Source organism: Flavobacterium sp. ov086 (assembly GCF_900187965.1).
Classification (GTDB): Bacteria; Bacteroidota; Bacteroidia; order Flavobacteriales; family Flavobacteriaceae; genus Flavobacterium.
Genome location: NZ_FZNL01000002.1, coordinates 166,177 through 190,727, shown reverse-complemented (window position 1 = coordinate 190,727; position 24,551 = coordinate 166,177). Strand labels below are relative to the sequence as shown.

The following is a 24,551-nucleotide window of genomic DNA, read 5'->3' as shown; positions in this document are numbered from 1 at the left end:
TATATTTTTTATTACTATTTATAATAAGACACTGAAGGTTGATTTAATTTTGGATTTGCAATTATTTCTGATGCAGGCAATTGTAAAGTAAAAGTGCCAAAGGTTGCCGGAGAAATAATTCCTATAGGATCTTTAGGTGTAGCAACTTCAGTAGCCTTATCATAATCAAATGTTACCCTTTTTTGATTACTAAGAAGTTCAACAGCTTTAACAGGATTATAATAAGAAAGTCTAATTAAATCAAACCAGTATTGTCCTTCACAAGCAAATTCAACCCTCCTTTCATGTAGAATTACATCTGTATTAAGTACTGTCACCGGATCAACACCTGCTCGCTCTCTTACCTTATTAAAATACATTAACGCATTGGCATCACTTGTAGATCCATTATTACCAAGGATAGCCTCAGCATATATTAAATAAATATCTGCTAATCTAAGTAAGGAATTATGCTCTATAGAAGATAAAGTCGTCATTGCAGAATTATTGTTATCGATCTCATTACCAATAATATGTTTCTTCATCCCCGGTCTGGTACAAGTATATCCACCTCCAGCAGCATTTAACTCGGCATAATGATCTCCAGGGAGCATAATACTCACTTTACGTCTTATGGAATCCTGTCTGGTATATGCTAAATACAAATCGTAACTTGGATCAGCAGATCCAAAAGCAAACGATTTTTGAGGCACAATATCATTACTTGGCGAGTAGGTCAATAACTGATTACCTTCATTCCAACCACCATTAGTAGTAGACCATTGCAGTGCAAATAATGATTCTGGACTATCATTGAATTGTGTTCTGAAAAGATCTTTATAACTCGGAAGTAATACTGCACCACTGTTTTCAATTACATCTTTTGCATAACTTTTTGCCTTATCTAAATATTCCTGATTACGCGCACCACCTTGTTGGCCTAATCCTGACATTGTTAAATATACTTTACTTAACATCCCTTTTGCCGACCAGCTGGTAGCTCTGCCTTTCTCATCAGTTTTAGGAAGATTTTCGGCAGCAAAAATTAAATCTTCAGTAATAAATCGGTAACCATCTGCTACTTTATTTTTGTTTACTAAAGGTGCTTGTATTAAGCTAAAATTATCTTCAATGATAGGTATTTCTCCCCATGCCATAACAAGTTGATAGTATGCCATGGCCCGAATGAATCTTGCTTCGGCTATTGCAGCATTTTTATCTTTCTCAGAAAGTGCCGCCTTCGTATTTTGAATACCCTTAATTGTGACATTACAATGAGCAACCACAATATATAGCCCTTTCCAACAAATTAATAAACGATTGTTAGTTCCTGAAAGCGTAAACGTGTTAAGCTGTACCAAATCTTCACCTCCATATGGCAAAATAAGATTTCCGCTTAATATGTCCCCTATAGGAATGTATGCGTCATTATTCCATTGCGCCCATATTCTACCTCCATAAAGTCCCGCCGTAGCTAACCTCATTTGTTCTTTTGTCTGATAAAAATTTTCAGGGCTTATCTCTGACAGAGAAGGTCGGTCGAGAAAATCATCCGAACAGCTTACCACAAAAAACACAGCAAACAACACACAAATTTTTTTGAATTGTAAATATTTCATAATATGTATATTTATTTTTTTAATTAAAGTCCCACGTTAATCCCTAAAGTAAATGTTCGTGATTGCGGATAATAACCGTAATCAATTCCAGCCTGTAATGGATTCCACGAACCCACTTCGGGATCAATTCCTTTATATTTAGTAATAAGAAAAGTATTAGTCACAGTAGCGTACACACGAAAAGAAGACATGTAAATTCTTTTTACTAACTTTTCAGGTAATCTGTATCCCAGCGTAATATTTTTACATCTAATAAAAGAGCCGTCTTCAACATATTTATCAGAGAAACGATTGTTTAGATTGCTATTATTATTTTTAAACCCTACAATTGTGGTGTTTGGGTTAGTAACATATACATTTTCGGGATCTGAAGGCGAACCTTCTGGATTAACTAAAGCAAGTACCGCATGATCTTTTAATGCTGATAAGTATCCATAATTAGTTAAAGGATTTTCTCCATTAACTCTCATTGCGTTTACTACTTTATTACCAACATTAGAACTAAAGAAAATATTCAAATCAAATGATTTATAAGTAAAGGTGTTACCAAAACCTAGTTGAGCAACAGGAATTGGAGAGCCTAAATACGTTCTGTCTTTTTCAGTAATTACACCATCACCATTCAAATCTTTAAACTTAAGATCTCCATACCATACTCCTCCTGAATTTGGTGTGATTGGCAATGGAACACCATCTGTTGAAGTAGGCAAAGCATGTGTTTTAAAATCCTCTGCAGTTGCAAATACACCTCCATCTAATTTGTAACCATAAAAATCACCTATAGATCCCCCAACTACCGTTTGAGCAACTATTTCATTGTTAAAATATCCAGGTAAGGAAGCACCGTCTGTATTTAATTTTAATACCTTGTTTTTATTATGAGATAAAGTAAAATCAGAACTCCAGGAGAAATTTTTAGTAGTTATATTTTTAGTATTTATATGAAAATCTATACCTCTATTTCTAACAGTTCCAATGTTTATAAATGGAGCATTAATTGATCCCGGAGACCACCCGGCAGTTGTTCCGGAATAAAATGGTAATGGGATTTGCATTAATAATCCCTCTGTAAGACGATTATAAACATCTACTGTAAGATTAACCCTCCAATTAAAAAAAGTTGCATCAATTCCGGCATTACTATATTTTGTACTTTCCCATTTAACATCAGGGTTTCCTAAATTAGTTATAATTTGTGCATTACCCCCTAAAGCTGTTGCAGATGATATTAAGGTTGATAAATAAGCATTTTCTCTAACATTTTGATTATTAGTCAAACCATAACCAATCCTTAATTTTAAATCATTGATAGTTTTTACGTCTTTTAAAAATTTCTCGTTATTTAATCTCCATGCAAATGCTCCAGAATAAGTATTTACCCAACGGTTAGCCGATGCAAATTTTGAAGAACCATCTGCACGCAAGTTCGCTGTAAACAAATATTTATCACTTATAATAAAATTAAGACGACCAAAAAAAGATTCCTGTGCACCACTTCCCTTTCTTCCATCATTGGTAACAGTTAGTACATCACCACTACCAATATTGGTAACTTGATCTGAAATGAAATTTTTTCTTGATGCTGCAACATTTTCAAACTGAGTTACCTGTGCCTCATGACCTAACATCATATTGACATTGTATTTATTTTTAAACACTTTAGCATAAGTAAGAAAACTTCTAAAAGCAGTATTATAATTTTGACTATAACTATATTTTGACTCATTTATTAATCTCTCCGCCAAGCCAAACTTATATTTAGGATAATACTCATCATTTGTTTGAAGATCAAAATTTCCTGAAATCTCATTTCTAAATGTCAAATCCTTTGTAAATGCTATTTCTGCATAAATATTACCAAACAACTGATTTCTTTTAGGAGTAATTTTATTAACAAGAGCCAAAGCAACTGGATTTACACGTTTTGCAATCCATCCTTCATTACTTTCTTCTCCAGCATAACTACCATCAGGATTTCTAACCGGTATATCTGGTGTTTGGCTTAATGCTGCTCCAATAACATTTGAACCTGTTGAATTTACATTTTCTTCAATATGGGCTAATTGTAAGTTAGTACCTATTTTTAACCAGCTAGTAGCTTTGGAATCTAAATTAACTCTTAGTGAACCTCTGGCAAAATCAGATCCTAAAGCAATACCTTCCTGATTAAAATAACCAGCTGATAACAAATATTGCGTTTTATCATTCCCTCCACTCACAGTAAGTACATGATTTTTTACCGGAGCTCTTCTAAACAATTCTTCTTGCCAGTTGGTGCCCTCACCTAAATACTGAGGATTAGCAAACTCAGGTCTTTTATCAAATCCCCAAACAATAGATCTGTCATTAATTAACTGAGCATAATCCTTTAAATTCATAGTTGGATATTGCTTAGTGTTCTCTTGGAATCCAGTTGAAAATTCATAAGAAATTTTTGTAGGCCCGTCTTTACCTCTCTTAGTAGTAACTATAATTACACCATTGGTAGCCTGTGAACCATAAATAGCAGTTGCAGATGCATCTTTTAAAACATCAATAGACTCGATATCTGCGGGACTAATAGTTGCTAATGGATTTGTACCATTGGCTCCCTGAGAACTTTGGCCAATTATAACTCCATCAATTACATATAATGGGGAACTACCACCAAAAGAAGACAGACCACGTATTTGTATATTAACACCACCTCCTGGCTGGCCGGAAGTTTGCTGGACCACTACACCCGCTACTTTACCTTGTAATGCCTGATCAAAAGTTACCGGAGCTGTTTTTCGAAGGTCATCTCCTGTAATTGAAGATATTGACCCGGTTACATCTTTTCTTTTTGAAGTTCCATAACCAATTATTACTACTTCTTTTAATGAACTAATATCTTCTTTTAATTGAATAGTAATTCTATTTCCGGTTACTTTAATTTTTTGAGTTACAAATCCAATGTAAGTAACAATAAGTGTTTCATCTTTTTTTGCATCGATAGTAAATTCACCATTTGAATCCGATATTGTACTTTTTTTAGATTCCTGGATAAAAAGACTCGCTCCTAAGACTGGAGTACCATTTGCTTCGTCTAAAATAACACCAGAAATTTTTTCATCATTTTTTTGAGCTGATACTACTCCAACAGAACAAAGCATTACCAGACAGGTATACATACTAAAGAGTTTCTTTGCTTTTACAAAGCGTTGAATTACATGTTTTTCATTCATAATTAATTGGTTTTGGTTAGTTAGTCAAGTGGTTATTTTTTTACATAAAAAATGTATCGGACAGAAATAATTGTATCATTATTTCATTGAATACATTTTTGATCTATTGGGAACAAATTAACAATAATACAATCCTAACCGACGGTTCATTTTGTATCAAAAAACGGTGCCAATTGTTGCAATTATTATACTTGTAATAAAAAAATGACTTTATTTATTTTATTTTCATATTTAATATCATAATAAATTATCATTTCAACAAGAGAGTGTTTTCTATGTGAATGCAGGAAATGGCCCGTTTTTAACAATAAGTTCACACTTAATAATTCTTTGGACTGCATACAACATCATTAGATTTCTGAAGAAAGAACAATTACAAGAACTGTATATTATTACCCATAAGCGGTATCATTTTTTGCTATCAGATTAGCTGGAGCCGTACCATAGTTGACACTATTTCATTTTTGAAACCAATGATGGAACGGAATGGAATTTATCGACAATACAATTGCCCAAGGTTTCTTTAAATTTCTAAAACCGAAAGAGGCAATAGAGCTGATATTTAGTTTGTCAAAAGGCTTTAAAATATAAAACAGCTATTGATATAAACAAGCAAGCCACACGAAAGGATCGTGTGGCAGCAGGATTTTTTTTTAACAACAGATTGCTCTTTGTTAAAATTTATTTTAAGAATTTCCAATAATCAAAATACAGTATATCGGTATTGGCTTTTCCTTTAAATACAAAATACAAATCGTGAATTCCGGAAACTTTTTTAACATTAATTGTTTGCAATGTCCATTTGTCATTACCTCTCTTTATTGGTACATTTACGGTCCCCAATAACTCTCCATCTTTAGTATCCAATCGTATTTCCATTGAAACATTTTCGTTGTGTGTGGTGCCAATTCTTGTGGTGAATTTCGAAGCGCCCTTTTTACCGAAATCCACCTCTCTCACTTTGGTAAAAGCGTCATTGTATTTTGCGGTAATAAAAGTGCCAATCCCATTATCATTCATTGACTTTACTCCTTCAGACCAGGCAATGGTTTCTGCTTCCGTTTTGACATAAGGATTTAATGGATTTACACTCTTTTTAATTCCTTCTGTCATATTCATTTGCACGATTGAACCATCTTTATTAAACTGAGTTTCTTCTACACAAACTGAACGTGTAAAACCACCACCTCCTGGCAACGCACTATTGTGATAGAAAAAATAACTCTTTCCCTTAAAATCAATTATGCCGGGATGATTGGTAAAAGAACCTCCTTGTGTAGGCATGACAACACCTTGATATATCCAGGGTCCTGTTATGCTTTTACTGGTTGAATAACCAATATGTTCCGGTATTGGCCCAGCGGCAAAAAATAAATAATACAGACTATTGCGTTTATACAACCATGGTCCTTCCTCATAAGTGACAGGTCTGTCACTTTTTTCTCCTTTGCGTTTACCAAAAGATTCTATAGTATTGGGTATTTGTTTAATTTCGCCCGAATAGGATATCATGTCCTTATTCAGTTTTATGTAAAACAAGTCGGGATTTCCCCAATACAAATATGCCTGGCCATCTGTATCCATAAATAGAGTCGGATCGATATCATTCCAGATATGATCAGAATTGATAAGTCTCTTGCCAATAGGGTCTTTAAATGGACCATAAGGACTATCTGAAACCAAAACCCCTATGCCCCCGCCATGCACTGGACAATATAAATAAAATTTACCATTTCGTTCAATACACTGAACTGCCCAGGCACCATTGTCCTGCTTTGCCCAACTAAAATCTTTTAGAGAAGCAACTATTCCATGGTCTGTCCAATTGACCATGTCGGTTGAAGTATAAAGTGACCAATTGAGCATTTTAAAACCCTTGCCATCGGCATTGGCATCGTCTTCATCATGGCTTGTGTACAGATACACTGTGCCGTTATGTACCATTGGTGCAGGATCTGCTGTATAATTGGTTTGTACAATAGGATTTTGTGCTTCAATAATAGAACAATTTAAGATTGTTATAAGTGTCGCTATAAGTTTATAAGTATGTTTCATTTTAGTTATTTAGTTATTTTAGGCCTATAGGAAAAAATGATTGAATTTTGGGCTTGCGCCAAACCAACGGTCTGAACAAGCAAAATAAGGAAGGTAAAAAATGAGCTGATTTTTTTTTCATGAATAAAATAATAATAGAGAATAGAACTTACTTGATTTTGCTAACAGCTTCAAAAGATAAATAGCCAAAAGCGACGAGTAGTTTTTTTCTCATGGTTTAAAAATGGGTAAATGGTTTCTTAAGTAAACAAAGTAATAGGAAAACAATACCACACAACGTTTCCTTTTGTATTACAAGAGTGCACCAATTGTATTAAATGAAAAACCTATGCTCTCAAATACATTTATAAATCAATTCTTTATGAAATTATATTAATTAAGATTTAAAAAAGTATAATTCATTGAGCAGATTAAAATATAAGCAGCGTCAAAAAAAAGCAACTAACTTAAGCTTACTACTCAATGTCATTAAGTTAAGGGAAAATCTATAAAATTACTTAACAGTTTAATTCAGAAAGTAATTAGAAAAATCCGTTTTTATCAGCGTTTTCGCTTTAGCGAATCAGTAAGATCAGCGTCTAATTTTGACGCGGATAAAACAGATTTACTTCGTAAAAACGCAGATAAAAACGGATTTGATTTGCAATAATTTTATTTTTCAGAAGCTTAACTTAATGACATTGGCTTACTACTCTGTAAAATTGTACTTGTATTTGGTATTTAATCTGTATTACTTTTTGAGATCATTTAATAATTCCTCTCCAGCTGCTATTATTGTTGCTGTTTATAATTACGTAAGTATTCAGAAGGTAAAAAACCAAACTCTTCCTTAAAGTACTTAGCGAATCTTTTTGGGGAATTAAAACCTACTTCGTATGCTATTTCAGCAATTTGCATTTGGCTTTTTTCGAGAAGCTGGCGTCCGCGTTTCAATCGTATCGTTCGAATAAATTCTATTGGACCTTTACCCGTAATCGCAACCAATTTTTTATATAAATGACCACGGCTTAGACCTAAAGCCGTACTAAGGGCTTCTACAGAAAACTCAATATCATTTATATGTTCTTCTACAACCTTAATAGCTTTTACTATCAGGGCTTCATCCAATGAAGTAATAGTAATTTCTGAAGGAGAAACATCTAACTTTTGACTAAACGAAGCATGACTTTTCTCTGTCCATTCGACAAATTTTTGGATACGCAGCTTTAGCAAATTAAAATTAAAAGGTTTGGTTATATAATCATCTGCACCAAGCTCCAAACCTTCTACTATATGTTCTTCGGCAGTACGTGCCGTCAATAGAATAACGGGAATATGAGACCAATGGATATTTGTTTTGATCTTTTTACATAGTTCTATTCCATTCATTACAGGCATCATTACATCGCTGACAACAATAGTTACATTAAACTTTTGCAGCAATTGCAGCGCTTCTTCTCCATTATTGGCCGTTATTACAGTATAGGTATCTTCGAGATTATCTTTAATAAATTCACAAAAATCATTGTTATCGTCTACAAATAATAATATTTTTTTATTTGTAAGCCCATAATCTTCTTCTTCGGTTGTATATTCTTCCGTAATATTTTCCGGCAAATATTCTGAGTCCGCATTTAAATCAGCCACTCTGATAGGAATATGGAAAGTAAAAATACTGCCTTGAGGAACATTATCCGTAACATTAACTGTTCCTTCATGAAGATTGATATATTCGGCTACAATATGTAATCCTATACCTGTTCCTGTTTTCTCCTGTTCTTGCTGAGCCTGATAAAATCGTTCAAAAATATGTTCTTTTTCTTTATCGCTAATGCCACGACCTGTATCAGAAACACTAACACAAACATTATTTCCGGCTCTTTTTATATGAATCTTTATAGTACCTCCGTCTAAAGTATATTTGAATGCATTTGAAAGTAAATTTGAAAATATTTTCTGAATCTTATCGCGGTCAAACGACATAACTAAACTTTCAATATCACTGAATAAAAGTAAATTGATATTGCGCTCTTCGGCATAAACACAAAATAAAAGGTAAATTTCATTACTAAAACTAACAAAATCGTCCGATTTTAAATTCAGTCTCTCTACTCCAACATCCAGTTTATGAAAATCCAGCAGTGAGTTTATTAGTGTCATAAGTTGCTGTGCATTTTTATACATAACACTTAACTTTTTTCTCATACTTTCGCTCGTTGCATCATTCAATAAAATCTGCAAAGGAGTAATAATAAGGGTAAGCGGAGTACGCAAATCATGACTAATATTGGTAAAGAACTTGAGTTTTATTTCATTGATTTGTGTTTCTCTCTCATGATCCATTTGAATACGCTGCTGTTCCAGATTTATAAAATGGCGTTCTTTTGTTTTACGTACAAAGAATATCAGCGTACCAATAATTAAAATTGCATAAATGATAAAAGCCCAAATTGAAAAATAAAAAGGAGGCATTACATTAATAGATAATTCTGTAGGGATATTGTTCCAGACACCATCAGCATTACGTGCTTTTAATAAAAGTTTGTAATTACCTGTTGGAAGTGACGATATTACTATTTTATTTTTTTGAGTTGGCAGCCATTGTGTACTAAAGCCTTCAATTCGATAAACATATTTCACCTTATCTGCATTCAATAAATTTCCTGTTGTAAACTGTAAGGAAATAAGTTTATCATCGTGCCTGAAGTTTAACTCTGAAGTTAATTGCATTGAATGCTCGAGTAGCTTGTGACCATCATAATAGGAGTCGACCTGAATTATATTGTTACCAACTGTCAATTCCGTAAAAATAACCTTTGGTGTAGATTGGTCTTTTTCATACAATTTATTCGGATTCAAAACCGTATACCCTTCTACATTTCCAAGGACAATATCATTATTTTGTAATTTACAAAAAGAGCGGTCATTAAAAAAATTATTCATAAGACCATCTTTGACAGAGTAATTTTTACTTGAAAAAGAAAATTCTCCGTTTGATGTAGGCCTCACTGTAAGTATTGAAAGTCCGTTGCTTGTTGGTACCCAAATATTATTGAAATTATCTTCTGTTATGCCTTTAATTGAGTTATCGCATAAACCACTCTCGTTGTTAAAATAATAAAGTGTATCCTTTTTTTGATTCCAGATGGTCAATCCGTCATTAGTACCTAACCATATCAAACCACGTTTATCTTTATAGACATTTGAAATTTGATCCTGAGAAAAAGTTTGATTCCCTCTCCTATTGCCATGATATAAAATCTTCTTGTAATTGGTAATATCAATTACTAATAATCCACTTACAGTACCAAAGTACATTTTATCACCACCATCATAAAACATATCCAGCGCATAGACAATATCATCAAATGGGGTAAGTACAGAATTAAAACTATTCGAATCTGTTGGTAATACCTGAATTTTTCCACCCAACGATCCTATCCATACATTTCCGTAACGGTCCTCTTTTAAATTCCAAATACTATTACTACTTAATTTGCTGTTCTTTGTGGTATATTGAGTCATTTTGCCATTTTCATAACAAAAAAGTCCTTTTTGATAGGTACCAATCCAAACACGATTCTTCCTGTCTTCGAATATAGATATTATGGCAATATCCGGAATAGGGAGTTTACTTACTGCCTCTGTTTTTTTATCTTTTATATACAATCCGTTTCCATCAGTACCCAGCCAGATATTTCCCTGATGATCTTCCATTATAGACATAATATCGGAACATTGCGGGTGTTTGAAATTGATAAAATTTCGAAAACTTTCGTGATAATAGGATAATCCCTTTTTATTATATCCCACCCAGATAGTCTCGTTGTTGTCTTTGTAAAGACACTTTACACTATTCGAGGACGGCCCCGTCTCTACCCATGGATCAGATACCAGATTTTCAAACCGATCTTTTCCCTTGTCATAGATAAACAGTCCCTTGTGATCTGTTCCTATCCAGATCTGTCCGGGTTGATTTTCAATAATACTAGTTATATGATTGGCCTGCGTTTTTAATCCCGAAGTCAATTCGAATTTTTTCCACTCTTCAGTTGAATTTTTTTTATAGAAAACCTGCTCGCTTTTATCCGAACAAATCCACAAACCATTATTACTGTCCAGATAAATTATATTAAGAGCATTAGTAGTATCTTGTTTAATATCGTCTGGTAATTCCAGAAACGTCAAAACTCCTGTTTTTTTATTCAGTTTCCAACAAGTCCCTGAATCATATTGAATTGCGAACAAAAATTCACCATTATCAGTAATAGAAATTTCATCTTTTAATGTAGTTTTTAACTGGAATACTGAAGTTTTCTTTTTCCTGAAATCATGAAAAAATATTTTCTTTTTGTTTACAACCCAGAGATTGCGATTTTTATCGATAAAAACTTCAGCATTAAAATCCGGCTGTATGCCCAGATTAAGCAAGAACAATTTTGGGTCTGAAAAAGAATCTTTATCTCTTTTATAAATCATATAATAATATCCAAAGTCTATCCAGATATTACCGAGACCGTCTTCCTGTAATTCAATTATATTATTTGACGACAAGGTATTAGGGAGCCCGGAATGCATTTTATAAACCTTAAATCCATATCCGTCATATCTATTTAATCCTGACTCCGTACCGATCCAAAGAAAACCGTAACTATCCCTTAAAAATGCTCTGACATTATTATTTGAAAGGCCCTCTGTAGTTTCTAAATGATGAAAAACATAAGAAGATTGTCCGACAATACTTTGGAAAGAAAAAATCCAAAATAGTACGCAAATAGAAATGTAGAGCTCTCTGGTATTTTTTTTCATTTTAAAATGATGAGTAAGTCTTCAGGATTCAGAAAGATAATTATTTAGTATAAATTTATTTATCCCTCTTTTTGCTATTCCTGAAAATCAAATATAATAAATGTTTTTGGGATCAATCCAAAACCTATGGAGGCAGCAAAAAAATTACCGCAGACAACACAAAGGTTTTTGTCTAAGAATGCCTTAGAAAGCACAGAGTCCCCAAAGCTAAACCAACACAAAGCTTTGCGCCCCGAGGCTTCGGGATGCCTTTTATAAAGCTAAGAGTAAAAAACTTAGCGTTCTCTGTGGTAAAAAATAATTAGTGAGTATATTTTTATGTTTTTCCACAACATTTAGCATTGATTCTGTTTTTGGTCCGTCTTTAACCGCTTTTAATTAATTATGATATCGCTATACTACATTTCATTGTAAAAGTATGGCGATACCATAATTGCAATTTATTCTATACGCTGTACTTTTATTTCCCTTCTAGAACCACAACAGAAAAAGGTGGGATTGTAACTTCTAAAGTATCATTCTTTACTGAAAATTTAGTAAAAGCAACTGGACTTATCTTGTTTGGACTCTCAAAAGAATTATAATCCTGAACTTTTGAAGAGGACAGGACTTCTCCTTTTATACTTTTTATTCCCAGCTCTTTTAAATTAATTTTGACTTTGTTTTCTTTCTTTAAATCAATATTTACAAGTGAAATATGCGTTAAATCTGCTTTATCTTTTGATGCCGAAACAGAAACCGCCGGTAATTCTTTATTATCAAAAATATATTTTGGAGATTCTATTTTTAAAGGAATCAGTACTGCATCCTGATGTACATTATACATTTTCATAACATGATAAGTGGGAGTAAGTACCATTTTTTCTTTATCAGTTAAAATCACGGCTTGTAAAACGTTAACTATTTGAGCCAAATTTGCCCCTTTTACACGATCGGCATGATTGTTAAACACATTCAATGTTACACCAGCAATCATAGCATCTCTCATTGTGTTTTGCTGGTATAAAACACTAGCACCTTCTTCGGTATCATACCATCCGCCCCACTCGTCTACTATCAAAGCAATTTTCTTTTCCGGATCGTATTTATCCATGATTGCAGAATGCTTTTGAACTAACTCTTCCATTTTAACAGCTGCATTCATGGTTTCAAAATACTGCTTTTCATCAAATTTTACAGATGATCCTTTCTTTTCCCAATTTGAAACGGAATACCAATGTAAAGCCACAGCTTCTATAAGCCCCTTAGGAATATCACGCATTAAAACTTCTGTCCAATGATAATCATCACCATTCGCACCCGAGGCTATCCTGAATAACTTTTTATCTCCTTGTCCGTCCGGGATAAAAGTCGCATACTGTCTGTATAAATTAGCATAAAATTCTGCAGTCATATTTCCGCCGCATCCCCACATTTCATTTCCAACTCCCCAAAGAGTAACTTTCCAAGGCTTTTCTCTACCGTTTTTCTTTCTTAACTCAGACATTGGAGAACCTGATTCGTAATTTACATACTGAACCCATTCGTCTAATTCACGAGGAGATCCGCTTCCAACATTTCCTGCTAAATATGGCTCTGCTCCAATCATTTCGCACATATCTAAAAATTCATTAGTTCCAAAACTATTGTCTTCAACAGTTCCTCCCCACCAACGATTCACAATACTTGGTCTGTCTTTTTTAGGACCAATTCCATCTTTCCAGTGATAAGTATCAGCAAAACATCCTCCGGGCCAGCGAAGATTAGGAACTTTTAAATCTTTCAATGCTTTAATTATATCGTTACGAACACCTTTTGTATTCGAAATATTACTGTCTTCTCCAACAAAAAGTCCTCCGTAAATACATTTTCCTAAATGTTCTGCAAAATGACCATAAATATGTTTATTGATAATAGCTTTATTTTCTGTTTTGACCAATGTTACTTCTGTAGCTTTATTTTGTGAAGAAACATTCTGACAAACAATAAAAATACAGCTTAGTAAAAAGAGTTTTTTCATGTGAATTATTGGTTAGTGGTTAGTTAGTTTTTTTAAGTAATTATACTTCTCTGGAGAAGCGGTCTTATTGTTTGACAAGATTCAATAAATAAACATCGTTTTCATTAATATCAAAATCCTTACTGTAAGTTCCGTTTGAATCAATTGTTATTTTTTGTGTTGCAAATGGAGAGCCGTCATTTAATTTTTTAAGTGTTTCTACCTGTTCTCTGGTTAATTGGTTTGGTTTGCTCATAGCCACATAATCTGCATAAACATCATTTTCTTTGTAACCTACTTTGTATAGCTCCAAATTATAATTCCCCGATGGAAGATTTGCGATTTCAATTTTAACTTTGCCTTTTGGTTTTGATGGCAAATCTTTCAAATAATACGTTTGATTAAGTTCCTTATCACCAGGATGTGTATTTGTAAAATCCCAAAATAACACTTGAGTGTCTCCGTTTGCTTTTTTACTTGCCCATGATAAAGGATCTGTATTTTTAAGCTCTGTTTCTCCTAATTTGTTCATTAAATAATAAGAGAAATAAGCTGGCTTTTTAATTCCTTGTGTATTCACTAATCCAAAACCACCATGAAAAGGGGTAAATCTAGGTCCGGCTTCCTCAAAAATATCGGTAAAAACCCAGTATGACATAGAGTTTGCTGCTGTTCCAATCTGTTTCATTTTTTGAAGAATATAGGCTGCAGAATGATAACTGTCATGAATTGGATCAGCAGGTGTATAAGAGGAACTCCATTCTGTATAATGCAATTCCAAATTAGGTTTGGTTGAATTTGATATTTGCTTGCGAGAATTTAAAACCTCGCCACTAACACTCCATTCATCCTTACTCAAAACTGTACCAGATGTTCCATATTCATCTAAATAGCCTTGCTTAACACCATAACTATGGGTTGAAATAAAATCTATTGGAACATTATTCTTTTCACAAAACTCAATTGTTTCAGGAACCCAAGCCGCACCAGCAGTAGCAGGTCCTCCAACTTTAAAATCTTTATTTACACTTTTAATGCCTTGTGCTGCATATTTATAAAGCTTAAAATACTCTTCCTGAGTACCAGTCCAGAATCCAGGTGATAAATTCGGTTCGTTCCAAACTTCAAAATACCATGTTCTAACCTCATCAACACCATAACGTTCTGTAAAATGCAACGTTAAATTATGAATTAAATCTTCCCATTTCTTGTAATCTTTGGGAGGTGTTACATTTCCTCTCCACCAAAAAATTGTTTTATCACCACTCGCAAGTCTTGACGGCATAAAACCCAGTTCTACAAAAGGTTTCATTTTAATACTTATAAGATAATCAAACAATACATCGACGTATTGATAATTATAAATCGGATTTCCTTTATCATCTTCACTATAAACAGCCATATCATCTGTCAATAAACCATGCATTCTAATGTACTTAAAATCACAATCTTTTTTTACCATAGCTAATTGCTGCTGCCAATCTGCACGCAATCCTTCATTTGCCCTTCCGGCACCAATACACTCCTTAAACATAGTATTTAGTACTCCTTGTTCATTCTTATAATCTACTTTTATGATTCGGGTATCAGAAGTGCTTTTTTTAGATTTTGAATTTTGTCCAAGCAAAACAGCATTATTGAGAGATAATACCGTAATAAATAATAAAAAGCTTTTTTTCATTTTGTTTTTTGTTTGCTATTTTTTTCTTTAAAAGACAGGGATTTATCGAAACCGTTCCCTGTTTTGTATTTCACAACAAATCAGAAGATGTTTCTGTAATTTTCGAAAACCCTTGACTTATTGACAACTCATTTTAAAGTATTAGTATTTTGAGTTCTGTCGAAATAATATTTCAAAATAAAACAGACTCTAAGAGAATGAAGAACTCATTACCCCAAATAAGATTTTTATTAAAAAAGTGTTCAACTCAGCTTTATGCAATAAAAATTGTCGCTACAAATGTCCTTAAAACTTGATTTTGTCACAGTACCCATTTGTATCAAAGGACTAGCTCATTTGTTGCATTTATCAAATTAAAATTGCTATTTCAAGTAAAATTAGTCTTATAAAAACTAACTAGTCTTTAAATAAAAGTGGTGCTAATTCTTTGAAGCTTCGTCGCCAGGTCTGAAATTCATGACCTGTGTTTTCAGAAACATAAGAAACAGCATTATATCCGGTGTCTTTAAGGCTTTTTACTGCATTTTGCACAGATTCCGGTCTTTCGCGGCTTCCACAGCTTATAAAAACAAGTTTAACTTTTGATTTATCCTTTATTTCTTCAGGTTTGTAAATCCCTCCACTCAGCAGTGCATAATAAGAAAAAACATCCGGTTTATTTAGCGTAATACTATGGGTTTCCATTCCTCCCATTGATAAACCCGCCATGGCACGATTTGCCTGATTGCTAATGGTACGGAAATTTAAATCAACATAAGGAATCAATTCTTCGACAAGAACGGTCTGAAATGGTTCTATCTTGAAACTTGCCAAACCACCATATTTAACTTCATTTGTCATTCCGTACGTCATTACAATGATGAATGGTTTTATTTTGCCTTCTGCAATCAAATTGTCCATGATTAAATTTACACGTCCCTGATTGCTCCACGCTGTTTCGTCTTCTCCCCAGCCGTGTTGTAAATACAAAACCGGATACTGCTTCGATTTATCTTTATGATAGCCGGGAGGTGTGTACACAAAAGCCTTGCGTGAGGTATTGGTACTTTTTGAAGGAAACAGAATTTGCTGTACATTTCCGTGCGGCACATTTTTTAATGCATAAAAATCCTGATCATGTGCTGGTATTTCAATACCGCTTTCCCAACGGGTAGAACCATAAAAGTTGAGTGCACCGGGATCGTTAAAAACGCCTCCATCGACAGTTACATGATAATAATGAAAACCTTCATCCATTACGCCTGCAGTAGTGCCTCTCCAATAGCCGTCTTCGCTTTTTGCGAGAGCGGTACCTCCTTTTGCGCCGCCCAATCCAAGGCTTACTACAACAGATTTGGCTTCTGGAGCCAAAATTTGGAATCTAACATATCCCTGAGAATTGACTTGCGGATACTCTTGCCCGGGCTGATTAACGGTTGAAGGTTTAAAATCCTCAGTAACAGAAGGCTGATTTGTTTGTGCAAAACTCACTCCACTCCATAAAATAAATACCAATAACGTAACGATTGAATACTGCTTCATATTTTTTTTGTTTAAAAATTTAAAATTTATTGAATTGCCGGTTCTATAATTTGATAATTCCCACTAAGATGCATTAAACTGAAAAGCTGCATTAATACGGATCAAAGGAACAATCAAAACGAAAATGAGTATCAAAACCCGAATTCTAACTTTGCATTGACTTGTGAAATATTTATTCATAATCATGTTGTCTTTTTTATATTTTGATATGTTATCGTTAGTGAAGTAATACGGTTTTAATACTATCTCGTTTAAACTCCGTTTTTATCATTTTGCCTTTATCTTTATTTAAAGTGTATGCCTTATACTGTTATGCGCTGATTGAAGTGACCAAAAAGTCTAAAAAGAATATAAATACTTCTTTCATCTTAATATTTTTGAGATTTTATGCCTGCAGCAATTAGGCAGGATAATCATTATTACCATTTCTCTCTATTGCTAAAACGGCAGACATCATAGTTTTTAATTTAAAAAAAGCCGAAAGGGTATCAACTTTCGGCTTTTAATTAAAAAACTAACACTAACCAATAGTGAATTGTAATAAATAGAGACCTACAAATTAATTTAAACAACAAATTTGTCTTTGTTATAATTAATAAGTGTATCTATTACAAATATAAAAAATATAACGAATACACAATCGGTTGTTTTTACTTTTTTTATTAATTATAAAAATATAATCACAATAAAACAGATTATACATATATTTATAGCCAAAAAATTAATTAAAAACCACAAAGCGGATTGTTTTTAAACTGAAATTTACAAGTTCCAAAAAAGCTAATTCAAACTTTTGCAAAAAAGAAGTAAAAAATAAAAAAATAGTTTTTTACAATAATCACAGGTAATGAGTACTATTTACTTTTAAACATCTACAGTAGAGATTGAAAAAAGAGGGCTAAAAAAACAACTGGTTGCCTAAACATATCTTTTAAAACAAGCAGTAACCAATAAAAAAAAGAAAGTTCCTTTTTAAGACAAGAAAACTTCTTTTGGCAACTACTGAAACAAAAATGATGCTTCAAATATGTTATTAATAGCTTCAAAATTGACAATCTTTATTTCAACTTTCCAACTATTTTTACGTTTAGTATTTTTATTAAAATAGGAAGCCAAAAGAAGTATTCGCTTTTTGATAAAAGATCTCAATAAAATAATTCTCAATAGGCACGATGGTAAAAAGCAAAGAAAAAACAGCAGGTATATTTAGGAGTAATACATCGCAAAAGCTTTCTATAGTAGAAAAAATAGGTTATGGTTTAGGTGATTTTGCTGCGAACCTGATTTTTCAGACTTTGTTGACTTTTCTGGCTTTCTTTTACACTGATGTCTATAAAATTCCTGCCGGCACAGCAAGCGTTATTATCTTTACCGGTGGTTTTATTGGAGCTTTTTTTAATATTATTATGGGCGTAATTGCTGATCGAACCCAAACGCAATGGGGAAAATTCAGACCATGGATATTATGGACGGCCTTGCCTTTTGGAATAGCTGCTGTTCTTTCTTTTTTAACTCCAAATTTTAGCGAAAACGGCAAAATAATCTACACTTTGCTGACTTACTTTTTTTTGGTGCTGATTTATTCCGCAAACAATTTACCGTATGTTGCTTTAAGCGGTGTTTTAACGGGCGACATGAAAGAAAGAAACAGTCTTTCCTCCTATCGTTTTGTAGCGGTAATGATTGCTCAATTTATAATTCAATCGCTTCTATTGCCATTGGTTTTAATATTAGGGCATGGTGATAAAGCAGTTGGATTTCAAAATACAATGCTATTATTTGCCATTACTGGGGTTATTTGTTTACTAATCACTTTTTTTACTACCAAGGAAAGAATTATACCCGCAAAGAATCAGGAATCTTCAGTTAGGCAGGATTTTATTGATTTGTCTAAAAACGGACCCTGGCTGGTTATGTTACTGGTTACCGTTCTGGTATTTATAACCTTGTCTTTAAAAGGAGGAATGTATGTTTTCTATTTTAAATATTATTTAGATCCGGTTGCACAAAGTGTTTTTTTGAATGATATTGGTTTTACTGCATTTATTGATAATCTGAATAGTTCATTGACGGCAATGGGATTTGTCAATTTTCAATGGCCAAGAGATGCTCCCACATCGGCATTTAGTCTTTTTAATGCAGGAGGAATTATTTTTATGATTTTTGGAATTATGTTTTCAAAGCCTCTTGCAGATTCCTTTGGTAAAAGAAATATTTACATCACTTTTATTTTTTTATCGGCGCTTAGTCTTTTGTTATTTAATTTCTATAATAGAACAGCTATTGCAATGGTTTTTTTGACCCAATTAGTACATGGGTTTATTTACGGAATAACAATTCCTTTATTATGGACTATGATTGCTGATGTGGCTGATTACAGTGAATGGATAAACAACCGGAGAGCGACTGCGACTGTTTTTTCAGCAATGATTTTCGGGCTAAAAATAGGAATAAGTATTGGTGGTGCATTAGGTGCGGCTTTTTTATCTAAATATGGTTACGTAGCCGAAGAGGTCAATCAGATACCGGCAGCCGTAGAAGGAATTAAACTTTCGGTAAGTATTTACCCTGGCTTTATATTCATTATAAGTGCAGTCTTGTTGTGTTTTTACAGTATAGATAAAAAAATGGAAATTCAGATTGAAAATGATTTAAAGGAAAGAAGAGAATGTTGATTTTTGATTGTGGACTTTTGATTGTAGACTTTTGATTATAGAGTATAGAGTATAGATTATAGACTTTAGATTATAGCCTTTTGATTGTGGACTTTTGATTGTTGACTTTTGATTGTAGACTTTTGATTTTTCATTATAGACTTTAGATTATAGACTTTTGATTGTAGATTTTTGATTGTGGACTTTTGATTGTTGACTTTAGATTTCTGATTATAGACTTTTGATTATAGACTTTTGATTGTAGACTTTTGATTGTAGATTTTTGATTGTAGATTTTAGAATGTTAGATACTACTTGTGAAAAAGAAAGGATTCTGTATTTACTAAAACAACAAACAGCGCATTAAAAATGCGCTGTTTGCCAAATACTAACTTAACTCAAACTACCAAAATTTAATTTTTTTAGTAACCAGGATTATTATCACTTGGTTTTATATTAGGATTTGAAGATGTTTCTCTGTTTGGTATTGGCCATAACTCGCTTTTACCAGCTTGAAAACCTGTACCTGCCAATTCAGTACTAGCGTTACCCCATCTCATAATGTCATCAAAACGGCTTTGCTCACCAGCAAACTCTACTTTACGTTCATGAACAATTGCTTTAAAAACAGCATCTTTTGTAGCCGTAATGTTAGTTGCTAGATTGGCTCTGTCTCTAACCTCTTTAATATATGCAATTGCTGTAGTTTGTGATCCTCCTGCTCTTTGGTTTTCGCATTCGGCTTTCATAAGCAATACATCTGCGTAACGCATCACTTTGAAGTTAATACTTGAGCGTGTTGCTTCATCTTCTCTTATGTAATAGTTTTGATATTTTTTCCAGCCTGCTCTTCTAATACCTGCAGAAGTAGTAAAATTACTTGCCACCATTACTTTGGTTCCTTTCAAATAAGTTGAACCTGGTACATAAAAAGTATCTCCAAAACGGTCATCGCCTACTTCATACGAATCTAATAAATCGTCTGACGGATACACGTTATACCAGCTTAGGTTACCGTATTCCTGTCCTCTAAGCGTAGACTCCTCAAAACCAGTCCCCTGGCTATCACCAACTGCACCCCATTGATCACCTGTTCCGTTTTTCTCATCAAACTCAATCTCAAAAATCGATTCTTTACCATGTTCTGTTTCTGCCATAAAGTTGTTGTAAAAACTGCCTTTATCTTCAAGGCTGAATCCGGTAACGCTATTAAAAGCAACCAAGGCCTCATCATATTTTTTTTCGTATAACAATACTTTTCCCAAATAGGCAAAAGCTGCTTCTTTATTAGCTCTCCCTGCTGCTTCTGTTGCTCTAGGCAAAAGATTTTTAGATGCAAATACAAGATCCTCTTCAATCAAGGCATAAACTTCTGCCTTAGGGCTTCTTCCTTTGCCAATAATAGTCCCTGTTTTATAAATTGGTAAATCTCCAAATCGTTTCACTAAAAGAAAATAATAATAGGCTCTTAAAAAATGAGCTTCCCCTAAATATTTGTTCTTTTTCTCTTGCGATAAAACAGAATTTGCAAGAGCATTAATTTTCGGCTCATTATCCAGCACAAAATTAGCTCTGGATATCCCTATGTAACAAGCTTCCCAATAATATTGAATTATATCATTTCCTCCATTAAAAGAAAAATCCTGAAATGGCTTTTTGTTTCCTTCTAATTGTGGGTTTCCTAAAGCATCATGAGCCATAAGATCCATCGCAAAAGAAAAATTTCTTCCGTAAAGTCCTCTTGTCTGTAGACCTGCATAGGACGCATTTACAGATGACTGCACCTGTGCTTCGGTTTTAAAGAAGGTTTCAGGTGATAAAGTGTTGGGATTAGTTAATTCTAATTCGCCAGTGTCACATGAAGTTATAGTTAAAACTCCGGACAGCACTATAAGTATATATTTTATTTTTCTCATTATCTTTTATAAATTAAAATGTAACATCAAGTCCAAAAATCACAGATTTTGGTTGTGGATATCTTCCTAAATCAATACCTGCAGAATTTGCATTGGCGTCTGCACGTGCGATCTCAGGGTCTAAACCGTCATATTTTGTAACTGTAATTAAGTTTTGCCCGCTTACATAGAATCTTATTTTTGAAAAATAAGTCTTAAATGCATCTCCGGAAAATGTGTATCCTAAGGCTATATTTTTTAGTCTTGTATACGATCCGTCTTCAATATAACGCTGGTTTGCAGACGACCAGTTGATATCTGCACCTTGTGCTCTTGGTAAAGTGGCAGATGGATTTGTGACAACGCCATTTACAACAACTGCTCTGTCTAATACAGCAGTACTAGCATTAAACAAACGATTCATACCTACCAGGTCAAAAGTATTTGCGTTGTAAATATCGTTTCCTTGAACTCCTGATATAAAGCAGTTAAAATCGAAATTTTTGTAAGCTGCACTAAGATTTAAACCATAAGTGAAATCTGGATATGGATTCCCAATATTTGTTTTATCATTTGAATTAATTATCTTATTACCATCGCGATCAACAATTTTAATATCTCCAGGTTTGATAGTAGTTTGACCTGGTCCGAAAACAGCATCTACTTCTGCTTGGTTTTGATAAATTCCATTGGTTTGATATCCGTAAAAATAAAATAACGGCTGGCCTACTTCCAGTCTCGAAAAGCTTTCAAGACCTGCTCTGGCTGTTGGACCACCTAAAACACTTGTTACTCCCGGTGCTAAACTTGTTACTTCATTTTTACTTGTCCCTAAATTAGCAATGGCAGACCATGTAAAATCTCCTTTTCTATCATTGTAACCTAATGATATTTCGTAACCGGATACTTTTACATCAGCAATATTTTGAATTTGAGTTCCGCCACCGGCAGATCCTACAGAAGCTGCTAATGGAACGGCAAAAAGAATATCACTGCTTTTATTATTGAAATATTCAAAAGATCCTGTAAGTTTTTCGTCAAAAAAACCAAAATCTACACCTATATTTCTGTCTAGTTTTGACTCCCATTTCAAATCTGGGTTAGAAGCAACTCCTAAAGATACACCTGGTGCATTTGCTCCGCCAATTGGATAATTGTAATTTGCAATTAATGTTGCACTATATTGATAGTTATCTATCCTGTCATTTCCTGTTGTTCCTGTACTTGCTCTAAGTTTTAATGTACTGAAAATAGAATTTGCCATAAAATCTTCTTTGGCTATGTTCCAACCTACAGCAACTGAGTAGAAATTACCCCAACGGTTATTGGCTCCAAAACGAGACGACGCGTCTCTACGTCCTGAAACCGCAAGCAGATATTTATCATTATAATCATAATTGATACGGGCAATGTAACCAATATTTTTTTCTTCAAAATTGGCTGAACCTAAGCTACCTTCATTATATCGCAACTGATCTATTTCGTCTGAAATACTGTAACGGCTTCCTGCTGCAAGAGTTTGCGATTTTCCATCAATTTTAGTAATAACTCCTAATACTTCAAGATTATGTTTTCCTGCAATAGTAGTTTTATACGTTAAACTGTTATCAAAGACAATAGTCTGACCTTGTCCATTTGTTTCATTTGTTGTCGAAAATGCTTGTTTATGATAAGAACCATCCTGAAAACTAGGAACAAAAGTGTGATCCTTACTTGTATAATAATCTAAGGAAACTTGTGATCTGAATTTTAAACCTTTGCAAAGTTCCAATTCTGCAAAGATGTTTCCAATTATAGATAATCCATTAATTTTTTGATAACCCAAATTAGCTACACGTACAGGATTTTCGGCATCGTTACCATCAATAGCACTTGGACCTTGGTATCCGCCTAAATTATTTGAATTGTAAATAGGGAAATAAGGCGCCATTTTAATAGCATGCTCTAATAATGTTCTACCTCCTGAACTACGCTCCGGATTAGTAGTGCTAAAAGATACACCTATATTGCTTCCAACTCTTAGTTTTCCAATATCCTGCGTATTATTAGATCTAAAAGAATAACGTTCAAAACCAGTGTTAATAATAGCACCTTCTTGTTTCATATATTCAGCAGAATAACGGCTTGTAGAAGTCTCTGTACCATTTGAAAAACTTAAATTATAATCCTGCATTAGACCGGTTTGAAAAATCTGATCCTGCCAGTTGGTATTTATATTTCCAAATTCAGCAGCCCTTGCTGTTAAATCACTTCCTAAGTCTTTGGCATATTGCAGATATTGCTGTGTATTTAATACATCATATCTTTTTGTAACCGTTTGTCCACCTACATATGTACTAAAATTTAGCTGCCCCGGACCTTTTTTTCCTTTTTTAGTAGTAACCACAATTACCCCATTAAAAGCTTTTGAACCGTATAATGCCGTAGTAGAAGCGTCTTTTAAAACTGAAATACTCTCAATATCATTAGGACTTAAACCTGAAAGATTACCTGTTAAAACCCCATCAATTACGTATAATGGAGCACTGTTACCCATTGTAGATAAACCACGAATACTAACAGTAGGACTTGAACCTGGCGCACCATTTACAACAGTAACACCTGCCGCACGTCCTTGCAAAGCCGATTCTGCATTAGTAATAGGAACCGCAGCAATATCTTTTGAACTTACTGTTGAAATTGCTCCAGTAACCTTGGTTCTTTTTTGAGTACCATAAGCTACTACAACTTCATTTAAGCTTTGTGTAGACAGTGCCAATACAACATCAATTGTTTCTCTGGTACCAACAGTAATTGTTTGCGAAACCAAGCCTACATAAGAGAACGTTATTTTATCTGTAGCGTTAACTCCTTTTAAAGAGTATTTACCATCAAAATCTGTTGATGCGCTGTTTTTTGAACCTTCTACATTAACACTGGCACCAGGCAAAGGAAATCCCGAAGGATCGGTAATTACCCCCTGTACCGTCTTTGATTGTGCAATCAAATTCTGACTGCAGATTATTAGCAATGTGATTATTGCAATTCTAAATTTTAAAATCATTTTTAGTGGTTTTTTGATTAGTTTAAATAGTTGTTTGGTTGTAAAGTTTATTTATTGTTTTGATTATCAAATTAGCTTACAAGCTGTTTTCGATCCTTTCAAATTGAATTAAAAAAGGCTTACAATAAATAA

Annotated in this window: 10 protein-coding genes; 1 reads left to right on the top strand and 9 read right to left on the bottom strand. The window is 33.6% G+C overall.

The genetic code is table 11. The features are described from left to right. Positions 1–14 precede the first annotated feature (14 nt). The 7 genes from CHB81_RS02910 to CHB81_RS02880 form a co-directional block, all read right to left on the bottom strand. Entirely contained in the window at positions 15–1,598 is a 1,584-nt protein-coding gene (locus tag CHB81_RS02910) for a RagB/SusD family nutrient uptake outer membrane protein (RefSeq protein ID WP_089350395.1), read from the bottom strand. Between the two features lie 23 nt (positions 1,599–1,621). Beyond that, positions 1,622–4,804, bottom strand: coding sequence for a TonB-dependent receptor (locus tag CHB81_RS02905; RefSeq protein WP_089350394.1), 3,183 nt, complete (start codon positions 4,802–4,804; stop codon positions 1,622–1,624). 681 nt (positions 4,805–5,485) lie between these two features. After that, on the bottom strand, positions 5,486–6,859 hold the full coding sequence (locus tag CHB81_RS02900) for a glycoside hydrolase family 43 protein (protein ID WP_089350393.1): 1,374 nt from the start codon (positions 6,857–6,859) through the stop codon (positions 5,486–5,488). Positions 6,860–7,630: 771 nt separating this feature from the next. Beyond that, positions 7,631–11,647 (bottom strand): two-component regulator propeller domain-containing protein, encoded by a 4,017-nt coding sequence (locus CHB81_RS02895; protein WP_089350392.1) that lies wholly within the window; start codon positions 11,645–11,647, stop codon positions 7,631–7,633. 460 nt (positions 11,648–12,107) lie between these two features. Further along, entirely contained in the window at positions 12,108–13,646 is a 1,539-nt protein-coding gene (locus CHB81_RS02890; protein ID WP_089350391.1) for an alpha-N-arabinofuranosidase, read from the bottom strand. A 64-nt stretch (positions 13,647–13,710) separates the two neighbouring features. Beyond that, a complete protein-coding gene (locus CHB81_RS02885) occupies positions 13,711–15,306 on the bottom strand; it encodes a glycoside hydrolase (protein WP_089350390.1) in 1,596 nt (531 codons plus the stop codon). 396 nt (positions 15,307–15,702) lie between these two features. After that, positions 15,703–16,827, bottom strand: coding sequence for an alpha/beta hydrolase-fold protein (locus CHB81_RS02880; RefSeq protein ID WP_089350389.1), 1,125 nt, complete (start codon positions 16,825–16,827; stop codon positions 15,703–15,705). Between the two features lie 1,172 nt (positions 16,828–17,999). Between CHB81_RS02880 and CHB81_RS02875 the strand changes: the two genes are divergently transcribed. Then, positions 18,000–19,502, top strand: a complete 1,503-nt coding sequence (locus tag CHB81_RS02875) for an MFS transporter (RefSeq protein ID WP_089350388.1) — start codon at positions 18,000–18,002, stop codon at positions 19,500–19,502. Between the two features lie 401 nt (positions 19,503–19,903). On the opposite strand, the gene CHB81_RS02870 is transcribed toward CHB81_RS02875, so the two are convergent. Further along, positions 19,904–21,397 carry a RagB/SusD family nutrient uptake outer membrane protein gene (locus CHB81_RS02870; RefSeq protein WP_089350387.1) on the bottom strand — a complete coding sequence of 498 codons (1,494 nt, stop codon included), beginning with the start codon at positions 21,395–21,397 and terminating at the stop codon, positions 19,904–19,906. 13 nt (positions 21,398–21,410) lie between these two features. Then, positions 21,411–24,419, bottom strand: a complete 3,009-nt coding sequence (locus tag CHB81_RS02865; RefSeq protein ID WP_089350386.1) for a TonB-dependent receptor — start codon at positions 24,417–24,419, stop codon at positions 21,411–21,413. Positions 24,420–24,551 lie beyond the last annotated feature (132 nt).